We start from the raw sequence: 16,115 nt of genomic DNA on the forward strand, positions 1-16,115 counted from the left end.
CTCCGGTAATGACGCACCAGGCACCACGCACCGGATCCGCGGTCACCCGGGCCAAGGGCCGCGGCAAGCAGCTGCTGGCTCCGCTCACCACCCGGGTCGGGCTGGCGTCACCCGATCCGGCGGACGGGCACGAGGTGGCGCAGATCCTGGCCGACGAGGCGTTCGGGGAGAAGCTCGCCTCGCTGGCCGAGGACCTCGGCCGGCCCAAGCGCCAGGTCGGCGCCGAGGCAGGGGCTCACCTGCGCGAGATGTCGGCCACCCACAGCGCCGGCACTGGCGCGGCCTTCCGTCGCTTCTCGCAGTGGCTCGCGCGCGCACACGACGTCTACATCGACGAGGACTCGATCGCCCGGTTGCGGGCCCTCGACCGGCAGCACTCGCTGCTCTTCCTCTTCTCCCACCGGTCCTACCTCGACGGTGCGCTCGTCCCCGAGGTCGTCGCCTCGGGGCGGATGTCGACGCCCTTCACCTTCGGCGGGGCCAACCTCAACTTCTTCCCGATGGGCTCGATCGCCAGCCGCTCCGGGGTCATCTTCATCAAGCGCAGCACCTCCGACATCCCGGTCTACCGGCAGGCGCTCCGCTCCTACATCGCCCAGCTCCTCAAGAACCGCTCCAACCTCGCGTGGTCGATCGAGGGCGGCCGGACCCGCACCGGCAAGCTCCGTCCGCCGGCCTTCGGCATCATGCGGTACGTCGCCGACGCGGTGTGCGAGGCCGACGGGGTCGACGCCCTGATCGTGCCCGTGTCGATCGTCTACGACCAGCTGCACGAGGTCTCGATGATGACCTCCGAGGCCAAGGGTGCGCAGAAGCGGCCCGAGGACCTCCGCTGGCTCTACAAGTTCGCCCGCGAGCAGCGGCACCGCCTCGGCCGGGCCTACGTCGACTTCGGCGAGCCGATCTCGCTGGCCGCGCGGATGGCCGAGCTGCATGCGGACGAGTCGGCGGCGCCGTACGCCATCGAGCGGATCGCCTTGGAGTCGTGTCACCGCATCAACCGGGCCACCCCGGTGACCGCGACCGCCATCGTCAGCATGGCGATCCTCGGCGAGGACCGAGCGCTCTCGCTGGCGCAGGTGCAGGCGACCGTCGCGCCGATCGCGGACTACCTCGCCGAGCGGGGCTGGCGGGTCGCGGGGGCGTTCAACCTCAAGGAGCGCGAGACGCTGCGGCGCACGCTGCAGGAGCTGGTCGCGTCGGGGGTGCTCGTGGCCTACGACGGCGGTACCGAGACGGTGTGGCACATCGCGCCGGACAAGCACCTGGTGGCGGCGTTCTACCGGAACACCGCGATCCACGTCTTCGTCGACCGCGCGATCGGCGAGCTCGCCCTGCTCGCGGCGGCGGAGAGCGACTCCGGCGACATCGTCGCCGTCGCCGAGGCGGAGGCGCTGCGGCTGCGCGAGCTGTTGAAGTTCGACTTCTTCTTCTCGGGACGGCACGAGTTCGGCGCCGACATCGTCGCGGAGCTGCGCGGCGTCGCGGACCCGACGCGCGATCGCAGGAAGGCCGACACGGCCGAGCTGCGGGCGAGGCTGGCGACCACGCGGCCCCACGTCGCACACCTCGTGCTGCGCCCGTTCCTCGACGCCTACCACGTCGTGGCCGACCGGCTGGCCGACCTCGACGTGCCCTTCAGCGAGCCGGAGTTCCTCGACGACTGCATTGCCGTCGGGCAGCAGTGGGCGCTCCAGGGCCGCATCACCAGCGACGAGTCGGTGACCCTCGAGCTGTTCCGGACCGCGCTGCGCCTCGCCGACCACCGCGGACTCCTCGACAGCGAGACCCCCGACCTCGACAAGCTGCGCCACGCGTTCGCCGACGAGATCGCCATGACGACGGCCCGCGTCGACACGATCGCGGAGTTCCACCGGGCGGGCCGGGCGTGAATCCCGACGACCTGATCGCGGAGATCGAGGCCGGGCCCCGGGGCCCGGGCATCGCGGCGTTCTTCGACCTCGACGGCACGCTGGTGCACGGGTTCACGGCGACGCACATCCTGCGTGACCAGGTCCGCAAGCGTCAGGTCGGTGCGGGCGACCTCGCCAGGCTGGTGCTGACCGCGGTCGATGGCACCCTCGGTGGCGACCCGACGCGCGCCGGGGACCTCGGGCTCAGCGCCCTGCGCGGCCACCTCGAGGACACGATGCAGGAGATGGGTGAGCGACTCTTCGTCCAGAAGATCGCCGGCACCATCCGGCCGCAGGCCCGCGCCATCGTCAAGGCCCACCAGCGGATGGGACACGTCGTGGTGCTCGCCTCCGCGGCCACCCGGTTCCAGACCGGGCCGGTTGCCCGCGAGCTCGGCATCGACGACATCCTCTGCACCGAGCTCGAGATCGAGGACGGGGTGCTGACCGGACGCGTGGTCGGCAAGTTCCTCTGGGGCGAGCCGAAGGCCCAGGCCGTACGCCGCTTCGCGCGCGAGCACGACATCGACCTGCACCAGAGCTACGGCTACGCCAACGGGGACGAGGACGTGGCGTTCCTGGCCAGCACCGGGCGCCCCCACCCGATCGCGCCCGGGCGGGCGCTGCGGGAGACCGCGAAGCTGCAGGGCTGGCCGGTCCTCGACATGCACGAGCCGCTGCGTGCGGGTGTGCGATCGGCGCTCGGCACTCTCGGTGCGGTCGGCGGGCTCAACGCCGGCCTCGTCACCGGCGCGGTCCTCGGCGCCGTACGCCGCGACAAGCGGGCCGGCACCAACGTCGGCATCCCGCTCGCGTGCGACCTCGCGCTGGCCCTGTCCGGCGTCAAGCTCAACGTCATCGGCGAGGAGAACCTCTGGAAGGCCCGGCCGGCGATCTTCATCGGCAACCACCGCAGCAGCCTCGACCCGGTGATCATGGGCTCGCTGCTGCGGCGCGACGTCACGGGAGTGTCCAAGGCGGAGGCGAGGCTCGACCCGCGGATGCTCGCCGCCTCGCTCTTCCTCGACCCGGTCTTCATCGACCGGTCCAACTCGGGGCAGTCGCGAGAAGCCCTCGACCGGCTCACCCGGCGCATCCGGTCGGGGACCTCGATCATGATCTTCCCGGAGGGCACGCGGATGCCCACTCCGGAGCCGGGGGCGTTCAAGAAGGGCGCCTTCCACATGGCGATGCAGGCAGGGGTGCCGGTGGTCCCGGTCGTGTTCCGCAACGCCGGTGAGCTGCTCGCGCCGCGGGCCAGCGTGGTCCGTCCCGGCACCGTCGACGTCTGCGCGCTCGAGCCCATCGACACGAGCGACTGGACGCCCGACAACCTCAACACCATCGTCACCGAGGTGCGCCAGCTCTTCGTCGACACCTTGGAGAAGTGGCCGTCGTGACCGAACAGATGTGGGACCTCGCAGCCTCCTGGGGCACCGAGGACCGGATGAACGAGATCGAGGCGCTGATGTGGCGCTCGGAGAACCACCCGCGGCTGTCGTCGACGATCTGCTCGTTGATGCTCTTCGACACCTCGCCCGACTGGGACCGGTTCCTGGCCGCCCACGAGTGGGCGACCGAGCTCGTCCCGCGCTGTCGCCAACGCGTCCTGGACCCGCTGCTCCCGGTGGGACCGCCGGCCTGGGTGCCCGACGAGGCCTTCCAGCTCGACTACCACGTCCGTCGCACGCGCCTGCCCGGCGAGGGAACGATGGCGCACCTGCTGGAGTTCGCCCAGACCCAGGGGCTGGCGCCGTTCGACCGCACCCGCCCGCTGTGGGAAGGCACGCTGGTCGAGGGGCTGGAGGGTGGGCGCGCGGCCTATCTCCTCAAGCTGCACCACTCGCTCACCGACGGGCTCGGCGGCATCCAGCTGATGTCGCTGGTCCAGAGCCGGACCCGGGAGCACACCGCGGACAAGCCGCGGGCGGAGCCGCGCGCGTCGGCCCATCCCGCCAACCAGCTGGACCTCACCACGACCGTGATCGCGGAGAACGTGCGCCGGCTGCCCGGCCTGGCCGGGCGCGCCGTCGCCGGTGGTGCCCGGGTGCTGACCGGACGGTCCAACGCGCTCGGCGAGGCCGTGCGCTACGGCAGCTCGCTGCGCCGTACGCTCTCGCCGCCCCCGGCGACGCCTTCCCCGCTGCTGGCGGACCGACGCGGGACCGCCTGGCGCTTCCAGGTCATGGAGTGCGAGCTGGCGGACCTGAAGGCCGCCGCGAAGCTGGCGCGCGGGTCGCTGAACGACGCCTACGTCGCGGCGCTGCTCGGTGGATTGCGGCGCTACCACCAGCGCAACGGCGTCGACATCGAGGACCTGTCGATGGTGATGCCGGTGAGCATGCGCAAGTCCGACGACCCCATGGGCGGCAACAAGTTCGCCGGCGCCTACTTCGCCGCACCGATCGGGATCGAGGACCCGGTCGAGCGGATCGCAGTGCTGCGCGGGATCGTGCTGACCCTGCGCGTCGAGCCCGCGCTCGACACGCTCTCACTGATCGCGCCGCTGCTCAACCGGGTGCCGTCGAAGGTCGGCCAGATCGCCTTCAACCTGGTCGGCAGCGCCGCCGAGCTCTCGGCGTCGAACATGCCCGGCGTGCCCCACCCCGTCTACATGGCCGGCGCCCGCGTCGAGCGGGTCTTCCCGTTCGGCCCGCTGCCGGGGGTGGCGGTGATGGCGGGGCTGATCTCGCACGACGGCACGTGCTGCATCGGGCTGAACATCGACGGTGACGCGATCACGGACCTGGACCAGTTCATGGAGTGCATGAACGAGGGGCTGCTCGAGGTCACCTCGGTCGTGGGGTGAGCGCTAGCTGCTCACGGGTGCGGCGTCATGGGCCAACGAGGTCTCGTTCGTGGGGAAGGCCCGGAACGCAGCGATGGGGAGCACGCCACGCTGCTGCCCGTTCTTGCTCGGGACCAGGCGCAAGGTCACGGACCGTCGGAAGTCCGTCGGGCGCAGGTAGTAGCAGCTATCGGTCTGGGGACAGTAGATGCACAGCACGTCCACCTCGGCCTTGTCCGACGGCTTCATGTGCGTGCCGTTGCGATCAGCCCACACCGAGCGGAACTGGACCGAGATCGTGCCGGAGCGCGCGGAACGGTACTTGACCTGGACCCGGTGGAACGTCCCGTCGCGATACGCAACCAGATCGAACGCCGCGTGCTCGGTGGCGGGAAATAGGACAGTGAAACCAAGTCCGACGAGATCGGCGTGTGCCTTCGCAGTCCCGAGATCACCCTTGTCCTTGGTGTGGTGCATTGCCATCGTCTGCTGTCCTTCGTCAGGCTTCTGATCCGGCAATGACGAGGTCTCGGCCTCGGCGATCGAGGTGTTGTCTCGCAGACGGGAGGCTGTGTGCAAGGTGCCGGGATCGTCGATCGAGTCTCTTCATGGTCGCTCCTTTTCCGCGACCGTACGGGCAGCCACCGACAGTTCTCGGGTCGCCACCCGTCGACTCTCTCCGCCGGGAAAGACACCAGGGTGTTTCCGGCTCGGCGTGATCGCTACGGCATACTCGGCCATGGACCAGAAGAGCACCGGGGGGACCACGACGGGTCGTCCCTGTGTCCTCCTGATCCTCCGCCCCCGTAGCTCAGCTGGATAGAGCGAGTCACTTCTAATGACTGGGCCGCAGGTTCGAGTCCTGCCGGGGGCGCAGAGTGCCGGCTGCTCCGTCAGCGGGCGAGCAGCACGATCACTTCGTAGTGCGTCGTGTGCGGGAACATGTCGAGCACCCGCGCCTCGACGGGTCGCAGGGACGGCATCCGGGCCAGGTCCTCGGCCAGGGTGATGGCGTTGCAGGACGAGTAGATGACGTGTCGGGTGTCCGACGCCTCGAGCCAGCCGGACAGGTCGGGCCCGATGCCGCGTCGGGGCGGGTTCACGACCACCAGCTCCGGAGCCACCGGCTGCGCGAGCGCCCACGCGGTGGCGTCGCCGGCCACGAAGGACACGCCCGGGGGAGCCGTCGCCGACGCCGCCGCGACCGCCTCGGCGGACAGCTCGACGCCGATGACCGACCGGCCGGGCGCCGTACAGGACAGGGCGAAGCCGCCGACGCCGCAGTAGAGGTCCCAGACCGACGCGGGACCGATCGCGGAGGTCCACGCGCGGGCCTGGGCGTAGAGCGCGGCCGCGACGTGGGTGTTGGTCTGGAAGAACCCTTGCGGCCGCAGCGCGAGGTCGAGCCCCTCCAGCCGCATCGGCAGCGCGGTCTCGGTCGTCAGCACGATCTCGCGCTCGCCCTCGAGCACGGCGGCGTGCGACGGCTGCACGTTGAGCGAGACGACCCGCAGCGCGGGCAGGGTCGCCAGCAGCCACGGCAGGTGCTTGCGGATGCGCGACTCGTCGGCGGTCGATCGCACGACGAACCGCAGCATCAGCTCGCCGTCGGGCGACTCCGTGAGCAGGACGTGCTTGAGCTCGCCGCTGCGCTCGGTGACGTCGTACGGCGCCAAGTCGGCCTTCGTGATGAACGCGGCCACCACGTCCAGCGCGGCGGTGAGGCCGGGGGAGTGCAGCCCGCAGTCGCGCAGGTCGACGCCGTGGTGGGCGCGATCGAGGATGCCGAGCGTCGGGGCGGCGGCCGTGCCGCCGACCGCCATCTTGGCCTTGTTGCGGAAGCCCGCGTCGGGCCCGGCGATCGTCGGCAGCCAGGTCGGCGCAGGCACGAGCGATCGGGCGTGCGCCTCCTTGTCAGTGAGCTGCTGCGGTCGCGCGATCTCCAGCAGCGAGCACGAGCGACATCGGAAGGCGTCGAAGTGGTGGCACTCCACTAGCGCAGCGAGCCCATCCACTCCTCGACCTCCGAGGAGGTGCGAGGGAGGGCGGCGGAGAGGTTGCGCCAGCCGTCGGCGGTCACGAGGATGTCGTCCTCGATCCGGATGCCGATGCCGCGCAGCTCCTCGGGGACGAGCAGGTCGTCGGCCTGGAAGTAGAGGCCCGGCTCGACGGTGAGGACCATGCCCTCGGCGAGGTCGCCCTTGGGGTAGACGTCGGCCGACGCGCGACCGCAGTCGTGGACGTCCATGCCGAGCATGTGTGACGTGCCGTGCAGGGTCCACCGCGCATAGAGCTTCGACTCGGGGTCGAGCGCCTCCTCCGCCGAAACCGGGAGCAGCCCGAGGTCGGAGAGGCCGTGGGCCAGGACCTCCATCGCGGCGTGGTGGGCGGCCAGGAACGGCACGCCCGGGCGAACGGCCTCGATGCCGGCCTGCTGGGCGTTGAAGACCAGGTCATAGAGGTCGCGCTGGAGCGGGGTGAAGCGACCGTCGACGGGGATCGTGCGGGTGACGTCGGCGGTGTAGAGGTTGGTGCCCTCGACGCCCATGTCGAGCAGCACCAGCTCACCGGGCGTGATCGGGCCGGTGTTCTCGATCCAGTGCAGCGTGGTCGCGTGTGACCCTCCGCCCACGATCGAGTCGTAGCCGATGTCGTTGCCCATCGCGCGGGCCCGGCGGAAGAACGTGCCCTCGACCCAACGCTCGCCGAACTCCAGCACGCGGTCCCACTCACGGACCGAGTCCTCGAAGCCGAGGGTGGTGATGTCGCACGCCTCCTGCAGCTCGCCGACCTCCCACTCGTCCTTGACCAGCCGGAGCTCGGAGGCGACGCGCGCGAGCTCCTCGTCCGTGGTGATGTCGCGGGTCTTGCGGTCGTCGTCGAACGACGGGAGGTCCTTGACGTGGCGCACCTCGATGCCGAGGGAGTCGCTGATCTCCTGGGACGAGGGACGACGTCCGGCCCACAGCTCGCCGTACTGCCGATCGCGGAAGAACTCATCGGTGTCGCGCGTCGCGCGCGGACGTGCGTAGAGAACTGCGTCACCGTCCTCGAGCACCAGCACCGCGTCCGAGGTCTGGTTGCCGGTGAAGTAGGTGTGCGCCGTGTCCGGGCGGAAGCGGTAGTCGGTGTCGTTGGCGCGGACCTTGTAGGTGCCGGCGGGTAGCACCAGGCGCTCACCCGGGAACGCCTCGGCGAGCCTGGCGCGGCGCGCCTCGGCGTACTCCGCGACGGGGTGCTTGGGAAGGTCGAGCTCGCGCTCTCCCCAGCCGGTGCGCATGAACGCGGCATAGGCCTCGGGGACGGCGGGATCGTGGGACTCGGTCTTCGGCTCGGTGGTCTCAGGAGTCGTGTCGTCGCTCACGCCGGTCACTGTACGCCGGGCGGAAACGAGTCGCAGGGTCGAATCGGGCTAGGCTTCCCGGCATGCCCAGACGTCGTCGCGACAGCGTTGCGTTCACCGTGATCGTGACAGGCCTCGTGCTCCTCGGCGCCGTCGTGATGGCTGCGGTGATCGCGGTCGCGGGCGCGCCCGGTTCGCTGATCCTGGCCACCGTGCTGGCCGCACTGCCCGTCGGTCCTCTGGTCGGCTGCTTCATGTGGCTGGACCGCTACGAGCCCGAGCCCCGCTCGCTGCTCGTCGGCGGGCTGCTGTGGGGCGCCTTCGTGGCGACCGCCGCGGCCCTGGTCTTCCAGGGCATCGGCCTGGCAGGCGGCGCGACCAACGAGCAGAGCCTGTCCTTTCTGGCGCCGGTGACCGAAGAGGCGACGAAGGGCGCGTTCCTGGTGCTGCTCCTGTGGTGGCGACGACACGAGCTCGACGGCATCCTCGACGGCATCGTCTATGCCGGCATGGTCGGCATCGGCTTCGCGTTCACCGAGAACATCCTCTATCTCGCGGCGGCCTACAACGGCACGGACGGTCTGGGCCCCGGCGGCACCGAGGCCCTCACCGGCACGTTCATCATTCGCTGCCTGCTGAGCCCCTTCGCGCACCCGCTGTTCACGGCCTTCATCGGGATCGGTGTCGGGCTCGCGGTGACCTCGCGCAGCCCCGCCGTCCGCCTACTCGCTCCGCTCGGCGGCTATGTCCTCGCCGTCCTCGCCCACTCGCTGTGGAACTCCTCGACCCTGGGCGGACCGGACAACTTCTTCCTGGTCTACGGCACGATGATGCTGCCGGCGTTCTTCGGTCTCATCGCCTTCGCGCTGTATCGCCGTCGCTCCGAGAAGGGGATGATGGCGGCCGCGCTGGACGACGCCTCCCGGCGCGGACTGCTGCCGGCCACCGACATCCCGTGGCTCGTGGACCTCCGCGCCCGGCGCCGGGCCCGTCTCTTCGCCAAGCAGTCCGGGGGAGCGCAGGCCGAGCGGGCCATGCGCGAATACCAGGCTGCCGCCATCGAGCTGGCCTACCTGCACCACCGCTACCTTCGCGGCACCGCCCCGCACGACTTCGCCGAGAGGGGCCAGGAACATGTCGTTGCCCTCAACGCTGTCAGGCCCTACATCTCCTTCCCCGGACAGGTGGTTCCCACCCGATGACTGAGCTCGAGAGCAAGGACGCAGGCCAGAACGAGGGGCCGAGCGCCGAGAGCACCCAGATGCTCACCGCGCTGGTGCGCATGCGCAGTGCCCTGCAAGAGGTGCGCCTCCCGCTGGAGCTGCCCAGTGCGCTCGCCAACCGCGACGCCCAGCGCGAGATGGTCGACCAGCTCGAGGACTACGTCATCCCTCGCCTGATGACGATCGACGCGCCGCTGCTGACCGTGGTCGGCGGCTCGACCGGCGCCGGCAAGTCGACGCTCGTCAACTCGCTGGTCGGCAAGCGCGTCACCCAGCCGGGCGTGCTGCGCCCGACCACCCGCTCGCCCGTCCTGGTGCACAACCCGGCCGATGCGGAGTGGTTCGGCCAGGACCGGCTCCTCCCCGAGCTCGAGCGCGTCACCAAGTCGACCAACGACCCCGACGCGCTGCAGCTCGTCGCCTCCGAGGCCGTTCCGGCCGGTCTGGCGATCCTCGACGCGCCCGACATCGACTCGGTGGAGGAGCGCAACCGCACCCTGGCCGCGCAGCTGCTCGCGGCTGCCGACCTCTGGCTGTTCGTGACCTCCGCCGCCCGCTACGCCGACCAGGTGCCGTGGGACTTCCTGCGCAAGGCCGCTGACCGTTCGGCCGCCGTCGCGATCGTCCTCGACCGCACCCCCCCGGACGCCGTGGAGACGGTCTCGACCCACCTCGCGCGCATGCTCGCGAGCCGTGGCCTCAAGGACTCCCCGCTGTTCACCGTGACCGAGGGCAACGTCAACGACGACGGGCTGCTGCCGCCCGAGTCCGTCGCCGCGATCCGGGGTTGGCTCGAGTCCCTGGCCGCTGACGCCGAGGCCCGCTCCGCCGTGGTGAAGCAGACGCTCGACGGCGCCATCCGCACCCTCGCCCGGCGCACCCACTCCGTCGCCGACGCGGCCACGGAGCAGGTCGATGCCGTACGTCGCCTGCGAGACGACGCCAACAAGGCCTACGACCAGGCGGTGGCCGAGATCTCCGAAGCCTCCGCCGACGGCACCCTGCTGCGGGGCGAGGTGCTCGCCCGCTGGCAGGAGTTCGTCGGCACGGGCGAGCTGCTGAAGTCGCTCGAGACGCGCGTCGGCTGGCTGCGCGACCGGGTCGTCAACGCGGTCAAGGGCAAGCCGCAGCAGGCCGAGCGGGTCACCGTCGCGGTCGAGTCCGGCCTCGAGACGCTGATCCTCGAGCACGCCGAGGCCGCCGCCGAGCGGGCCGAGGCGTCGTGGCAGTCCCTGGCCTCCGGCCAGATCCTGCTCGCCGATGCCGGCGAGGACCTCGGCCGTGCCTCGCGCGACTTCCGTCGTCGGGCGGAGCGCGCCGTACGCGACTGGCAGTCGGACGTGCTCGACATGGTCCGCAGCGAGGGCGCGGACAAGCGCTCGACCGCGCGCTTCCTGGCGTTCGGCGTCAACGGGCTCTCGGTCGCGCTGATGGTCGTCGTCTTCGCCCACACGGCCGGTGTGACCGGCGCAGAGGCCGGCATCGCCGGCGGTTCGGCGGTCCTGGGGCAGAAGCTGCTCGAGGCCGTCTTCGGCGACCAGGCCGTCCGTGCCCTCGCCGAGCGCGCCCGTCGCGACCTCGAGAGCAAGGTCGCCGAGCTGCTCGGCAGCGAGCGCCAGCGCTACCTCGACCTGCTCGAGAGCCTCGAGATCTCGCCCGAAGCACCCGAGAAGCTGCGGTCCGCATCGCGACGCGTCGATGATCTTCGTTTCGCTGCCAAGGGTGGCACGAACAACGTCGAGGCTCCTGACGCATAGGGTGGGGCCAGCACTTCCGATGTGCACCGACCCACCGCTGTTTGTCCGAGGGAGACCATGACGTCCTTGCTCGAGGGGGCCAAGAAGCTCGTCTCGCGGAGCTCTGAGATCGGGGCCCGTGTCCAGGGTCTCGAACAGGCGGTCGACAGCGCTGAAGGGCGCGTCGACTCCGCGATCATCGACGATGCCCGTTCTGTCGTCGACCGCGCCGCCGGCCGGTTGAAGCTGTCGGCCGAGCACACCGTGGTTGCGCTCGCCGGCGCCACGGGCTCGGGCAAGTCCTCGACCTTCAACGCGCTGAGCGAGCTCGAGCTGTCGGCGGTCGGCGTCCGCCGGCCCACGACCTCGTGGGCGACCGCGTGCGTGTGGGGTCGCGACGGCGCCGAGGAGCTCCTGGAGTGGCTCGGCATCCCGCCTCGCCACCAGGTGACCCGCGACTCGATGCTCTCCACCGGCAAGGAGGACAACGCCCTCGCGGGTGTCGTGCTCCTCGACCTGCCCGACCACGACTCGACCGAGGTCTCCCACCACCTCGAGGTCGACCGGCTGGTGCGGCTCGCCGACATGTTCGTCTGGGTCCTCGACCCGCAGAAGTACGCCGACGCCGCGATCCACGACCGCTACCTCGCGCCGCTCGCGTCCCACAAGGACGTGATGCTGGTCGTCCTCAACCACATCGACACCGTCCCCGAGGCGCGTCGTGACGGCATGGTCGCCGACGTCCGCCGCCTGCTGGAGGCCGACGGCCTGGCCGGCGTGCCGGTGCTGCCCATCAGTGCCCGCCACGGCTGGGGGATCGACGAGCTGAAGAAGCAGATCGCCAAGCGCGTGGCCGAGAAGAAGGCCACGCGCGCCCGGCTGGGCGCCGACGTGCGTGCTGCCGCGGAGCGACTGCAGGAGGTGTCGGGCAACGCCAAGGTGCGCTCGCTGTCCTCGGAGCGGATCGCGGCGCTCGACGACGCGTTCGCCGACGCCGCAGGTGTGCCGACCGTCGTCAAGGCCGTCGAGGACTCCACCCGCATCCGCGCCAACCGGGCCACCGGCTGGCCGGTGACGGCCTGGTTCTCCCGCCTCAAGCCCGACCCGCTGAAGCGGCTCCACCTCGACCTCGGCTCCGCCGGCAAGCAGCTCACCGGCGCGGCCCGCACCTCCGTGCCCAAGGCCACCGGTGTGCAGAAGGCCCGCGTCGACACCGAGGTGCGGGCGCTCGCCGACCAGGTCTCCGACGGCATGGGCCAGCCCTGGGTGACCTCGATCCGCAAGGCCTCGATCTCGCGGCTGCCCGACCTGGGCGACCGGCTCGACCGCGCCGTGGCCGCGACCGACCTGGGCGCGGACAAGATCCCGTGGTGGGCCGGCCTCGTGCGGCTGCTGCAGTGGTTGCTCATCATCGCCGCCGTCGTCGGTGGCGGGTGGCTGGCGCTTCTGGCCTTCGGCTCCTACGCCCGACTGCCCGAGCCCCCGACCCCGGACCTGCGCGGCTTCCCGATCCCCACCCTGTTGCTGCTGGGCGGGATAGGGCTCGGGGTGCTGCTCGCCCTCGTGTGCCGGGTGCTCGTGTCGCTGACGGCGCGACGCCGCGGACGCTCCGCCGACAAGCGGCTGCGCGACGCGATCACCTCGGTCTCCGAGGAGCTCGTCGTGCAACCGGTGCAGGCCGAGCTGGCGGCGTACTCCTCGATGCGCGACGGCCTGGCGATCGCGCTCAAGTAGGCCCCTCGCGGGCCACTGGGCATCCACAGGCGGGTGACCCGTCCGGGTTGTCCACAAGATCTCGTACGCCGCCGTGTCGTTGTCCGTGCCTCGCCGCAGTCTTGGCGTCGAGGGCGGACACGCCGTCCTCGACAGCGAGGAAGGCACTCCCCATGAACGACACCTACATCACGCTCGCCGGCTGGGTCGGCTCCGACGTCTCGTTGCGCGAGGTCGGCGGCGGCACCCCCGTCGCCAACTTCCGCGTGGCGACCACGTCGCGCCGGTTCCGCAACAACCAGTGGGAGGACGGGGCCACCACGTGGTACTCCATCCGCGCCTGGCGCAGGCTGGCTGACAATACGTTCGCCTCGATCAAGCGCGGCGACCCGGTGGTGGTGCACGGGCGGCTCGAGGCCGACGTGTGGACCAAGGAGGACGGCACCACCAACACCCAGCTGGTCATCACCGCCAGCTCGGTGGGCCACGACCTGTCGCGGGGCACCGCCGTGTTCACCAAGCCGGCCCGGCCCCCGGCGGTCGAGACCGCTGCGGCGCCCGGGGGAGACCCCTTCGAACCTCGCGACGGGCAGTCCGCCGACCCCTGGTCGGTGCCGCTGGGCGAGCCGGTGCCGGCATTCGCCACCGACGCGCCCACCGACGCGCCCACCGACGCGCCCGCCGTCGCATCCGTGCCCGAAGCGGACGCTGCCTGACGCCGCGGTGGTCGGGTCGCGAGCATCGCCCGGGTGTCGTCAGCGATGAGTCCACCGACCGTGTGGATCTGGTGTCAGCAGGTGGCAGCAGATCCACACGATCGTCCCGCGGGCCCGGAGGTCTGCCGGTTGTCGGCCGGCGCCCCGTGCCCCGTAGGCTCGGGGCCATGGCTGAATACGTTTTTACCCTGCGCAACGTGCGCAAGGCCCACGGTGACAAGGTCGTCCTCGACAACGTCACCCTCTCCTTCCTGCACGGCGCCAAGATCGGTGTCGTCGGCCCCAACGGCACGGGCAAGTCGTCGTTGCTCAAGATCATGGCGGGCCTCGACAAGGCCAACAACGGCGACGCGATCCTCGATCCCGGCGCGACGGTCGGCATGCTCCAGCAGGAGCCGCCGCTGAGCGAGGGCAAGACCGTCCTGCAGAACGTCGAGGAGGCCGTCGGCGAGATCAAGGGCAAGCTCGACCGCTACAACGAGATCTCCGAGCTGATGGGCGACCCCGACGCCGACTTCGACACACTGCTCGCCGAGATGGGCGACCTGCAGACCGATCTCGACCACGCCAGCGCGTGGGACCTCGACAGCCGCCTGGACCAGGCCATGGACGCGCTGCGCTGCCCGCCGCCGGACGTCCTCGTCGACAACCTCTCCGGTGGTGAGCGCCGCCGCGTGGCGCTCTGCAAGCTGCTGCTCCAGCAGCCCAGCCTGCTGCTCCTCGACGAGCCCACCAACCACCTCGACGCCGAGTCGGTGCAGTGGCTCGAGGGTCACCTCGCGTCCTACCCCGGCGCCGTCCTGGCCGTGACCCACGACCGCTACTTCCTCGACAACGTGGCCTCCTGGATCCTCGAGCTCGACCGCGGCCAGGCCCACCCCTACGAGGGCAACTACACGACCTACCTCGAGACCAAGCAGAGCCGCCTCAAGATCGAGGGCCAGAAGGACGCCAAGCGCGCCAAGGTCCTCGAGCGCGAGCTCGAGTGGGTGCGCTCCAACGCCAAGGCCCGCCAGACGAAGAGCAAGTCGCGACTGGCGCGCTACGAGGAGATGGCCAACGAGGCCGACCGGATGCGCAAGATCGACACCTCGGAGATCAACATCCCGGCCGGTCCCCGCCTCGGCGACATCGTGCTCGAGGCCAACGACCTCGGCAAGGGCTTCGAGGGACGCACCCTCATGCACGACCTGAACTTCTCGCTGCCGCGCGCCGGCATCGTCGGCGTCATCGGCCCCAACGGCGTCGGCAAGACCACGCTGTTCCGGATGATCACCGGTGAGGAGCAGCCCGACGAGGGCGAGCTCAAGGTCGGCCAGACGGTGAAGATCTCCTACGTCGACCAGAGCCGCGGCGGCATCGACCCCAACAAGAACGTCTGGGAGGTCGTCTCCGACGGGCTCGACTTCATCAAGGTCGCCAACTTCGAGATGAACTCACGGGCCTACGTCGCCTCGTTCGGCTTCAAGGGCCCCGACCAGCAGAAGAAGGCCGGCGTGCTGTCCGGTGGTGAGCGCAACCGCCTCAACCTCGCGCTGACGCTGAAGATGGGCGGCAACATGCTGCTCCTCGACGAGCCCACCAACGACCTCGACGTCGAGACCCTGTCCTCGCTCGAGGACGCGCTGCTCGACTTCCCGGGCTGCGCCGTCGTGACCTCCCACGACCGGTGGTTCCTCGACCGGGTGGCCACCCACATCCTGGCGTGGGAGGGCGACGACGAGGACCCCGCGCGCTGGTTCTGGTTCGAGGGCAACTTCGCCTCCTACGAGGAGAACAAGATCGAGCGCCTCGGCGCCGACGCCGCCCGCCCGCACCGCGTGACCCACCGCCGGCTCACGCGCGACTGATCGCACAACCTTGTCGATGGTCCGTGACGAACGGACCCCGGACCACGAGGTTCGAGGGCCCGTCCGTCACGGACCATCTCAATTTCTCGGCCGGCCCGTGCCCGAGCGGTGACTGAGCCACATTTTCTGGTCGCGAGATGTGGCTGACGCACCGCCCAGGGGTGGGTCGTACGGCGACGCGCCGGCCGGCGGTGGCACAGCCACAAGATCGCCGTACGGAATGTGGCTGACTCACCGCTGGTCGGTGAGAGTCGTACGGCGCCGACGAACCCCGCCGGGCGGGGCGAACGTCAGCGGATCTCCATCTCCGGGTGTCCGGCGATGAGCTGGTCGGTGACGGCGTCCATCGTCCGACCGAGGGCGGCGAAGTCGGCCGGGTCGGCGACGTCGACGAGGTAGGAGCGCACGCCCTCGACGTGGACGGGCGCAGCCTCCTCGAGCACCCGGAGGCCCTGGTCGGTCATCGTCGCGACGATGCCCCGGCCGTCCTCGGGGGTGGTGCCGCGGACGATGAGCCCGGCCTTCTCCATCCGGTCGACGGTGTGGGTCACGCGGCTGCGGGAGTGGGCCAGCGCGTCAGCGAGCTGGGCCATCCGCATGCTGCGCCCGGGACGCTCCGAGAGCCGCACGAGGATCTCGTACTCGGTGAGCGAGATGTTGAAGGTGCGGCGCAGGTCGTCGTCGAGACGGTCCATCAGCAGCGTGGTGCCGATGACGAGCGCGCGCCAGGACCGCTGTTGGCCTTCGTCGAGCCAGCGTGGTGTCCGAGACGAGGTGCTCATGTGCGTTGTTCTCCCGTGGTGGCCGCTGCTCCGACGGAACAGTGGTGTCCA

12 protein-coding genes and 1 tRNA gene are annotated in these 16,115 nt (G+C 70.6%); 9 read left to right on the forward strand and 4 right to left on the reverse strand.

What is annotated here, in order from left to right:
• Positions 1–8 precede the first annotated feature (8 nt).
• Genes CF8_RS05025 through CF8_RS05035 form a run of 3 tightly spaced genes read left to right on the forward strand, consistent with a single transcriptional unit; the run spans position 9 to position 4,722 of the window.
• Positions 9–1,892: a lysophospholipid acyltransferase gene (locus CF8_RS05025; RefSeq protein ID WP_010832052.1), complete on the forward strand. Its 1,884-nt coding sequence runs from the start codon at positions 9–11 to the stop codon at positions 1,890–1,892.
• The gene (locus tag CF8_RS05030; RefSeq protein ID WP_010832053.1) at positions 1,889–3,313 is read left to right on the forward strand and encodes an HAD-IB family hydrolase; all 1,425 of its coding nucleotides are present in this window, start codon (positions 1,889–1,891) and stop codon (positions 3,311–3,313) included. The genes CF8_RS05025 and CF8_RS05030 overlap by 4 nt, the downstream gene beginning before the upstream one ends.
• Positions 3,310–4,722 (forward strand): wax ester/triacylglycerol synthase domain-containing protein, encoded by a 1,413-nt coding sequence (locus tag CF8_RS05035; protein ID WP_156887154.1) that lies wholly within the window; start codon positions 3,310–3,312, stop codon positions 4,720–4,722. The genes CF8_RS05030 and CF8_RS05035 overlap by 4 nt, the downstream gene beginning before the upstream one ends.
• Before the next feature lie 3 nt (positions 4,723–4,725).
• Here the strand turns inward: CF8_RS05035 and CF8_RS05040 are convergent, their stop codons facing one another.
• Positions 4,726–5,280 (reverse strand): group I intron-associated PD-(D/E)XK endonuclease, encoded by a 555-nt coding sequence (locus CF8_RS05040; protein WP_010832055.1) that lies wholly within the window; start codon positions 5,278–5,280, stop codon positions 4,726–4,728.
• A 221-nt stretch (positions 5,281–5,501) separates the two neighbouring features.
• Between CF8_RS05040 and CF8_RS05045 the strand changes: the two genes are divergently transcribed.
• Positions 5,502–5,575 (forward strand) — tRNA-Arg (locus tag CF8_RS05045).
• Between the two features lie 19 nt (positions 5,576–5,594).
• On the opposite strand, the gene rlmC is transcribed toward CF8_RS05045, so the two are convergent.
• The gene (gene rlmC, locus CF8_RS05050; RefSeq protein ID WP_232211579.1) at positions 5,595–6,716 is read right to left on the reverse strand and encodes a 23S rRNA (uracil(747)-C(5))-methyltransferase RlmC; all 1,122 of its coding nucleotides are present in this window, start codon (positions 6,714–6,716) and stop codon (positions 5,595–5,597) included.
• Positions 6,695–8,065 (reverse strand): aminopeptidase P family protein, encoded by a 1,371-nt coding sequence (locus CF8_RS05055; protein ID WP_036492243.1) that lies wholly within the window; start codon positions 8,063–8,065, stop codon positions 6,695–6,697. Before CF8_RS05055 ends, rlmC begins: the two co-directional genes overlap by 22 nt.
• Positions 8,066–8,127: 62 nt before the next feature.
• On the opposite strand from CF8_RS05055, the gene CF8_RS05060 reads away from it, so the two are divergent.
• The 5 genes from CF8_RS05060 to ettA all read left to right on the forward strand — a co-directional run bounded on the left by CF8_RS05060 (position 8,128) and on the right by ettA (position 15,282).
• Positions 8,128–9,246, forward strand: a complete 1,119-nt coding sequence (locus CF8_RS05060; RefSeq protein WP_010832058.1) for a PrsW family intramembrane metalloprotease — start codon at positions 8,128–8,130, stop codon at positions 9,244–9,246.
• Entirely contained in the window at positions 9,243–11,024 is a 1,782-nt protein-coding gene (locus CF8_RS05065; protein ID WP_010832059.1) for a dynamin family protein, read from the forward strand. Before CF8_RS05060 ends, CF8_RS05065 begins: the two co-directional genes overlap by 4 nt.
• 57 nt (positions 11,025–11,081) lie before the next feature.
• Complete coding sequence (locus CF8_RS05070) at positions 11,082–12,737, forward strand: YfjP family GTPase (protein ID WP_010832060.1); 1,656 nt, start codon at positions 11,082–11,084, stop codon at positions 12,735–12,737.
• A 152-nt stretch (positions 12,738–12,889) separates the two neighbouring features.
• Positions 12,890–13,432 carry a single-stranded DNA-binding protein gene (locus tag CF8_RS20695; RefSeq protein WP_010832061.1) on the forward strand — a complete coding sequence of 181 codons (543 nt, stop codon included), beginning with the start codon at positions 12,890–12,892 and terminating at the stop codon, positions 13,430–13,432.
• A 167-nt stretch (positions 13,433–13,599) separates the two neighbouring features.
• Complete coding sequence (gene ettA, locus CF8_RS05080) at positions 13,600–15,282, forward strand: energy-dependent translational throttle protein EttA (protein WP_036490279.1); 1,683 nt, start codon at positions 13,600–13,602, stop codon at positions 15,280–15,282.
• Between the two features lie 290 nt (positions 15,283–15,572).
• On the opposite strand, the gene CF8_RS05085 is transcribed toward ettA, so the two are convergent.
• Positions 15,573–16,064, reverse strand: a complete 492-nt coding sequence (locus CF8_RS05085; RefSeq protein ID WP_010832063.1) for a MarR family winged helix-turn-helix transcriptional regulator — start codon at positions 16,062–16,064, stop codon at positions 15,573–15,575.
• Positions 16,065–16,115: the final 51 nt, after the last annotated feature.

The sequence above is a fragment of the Nocardioides sp. CF8 genome (assembly GCF_000389985.1).
Taxonomy (GTDB): Bacteria; Actinomycetota; Actinomycetes; order Propionibacteriales; family Nocardioidaceae; genus Nocardioides; species Nocardioides allogilvus.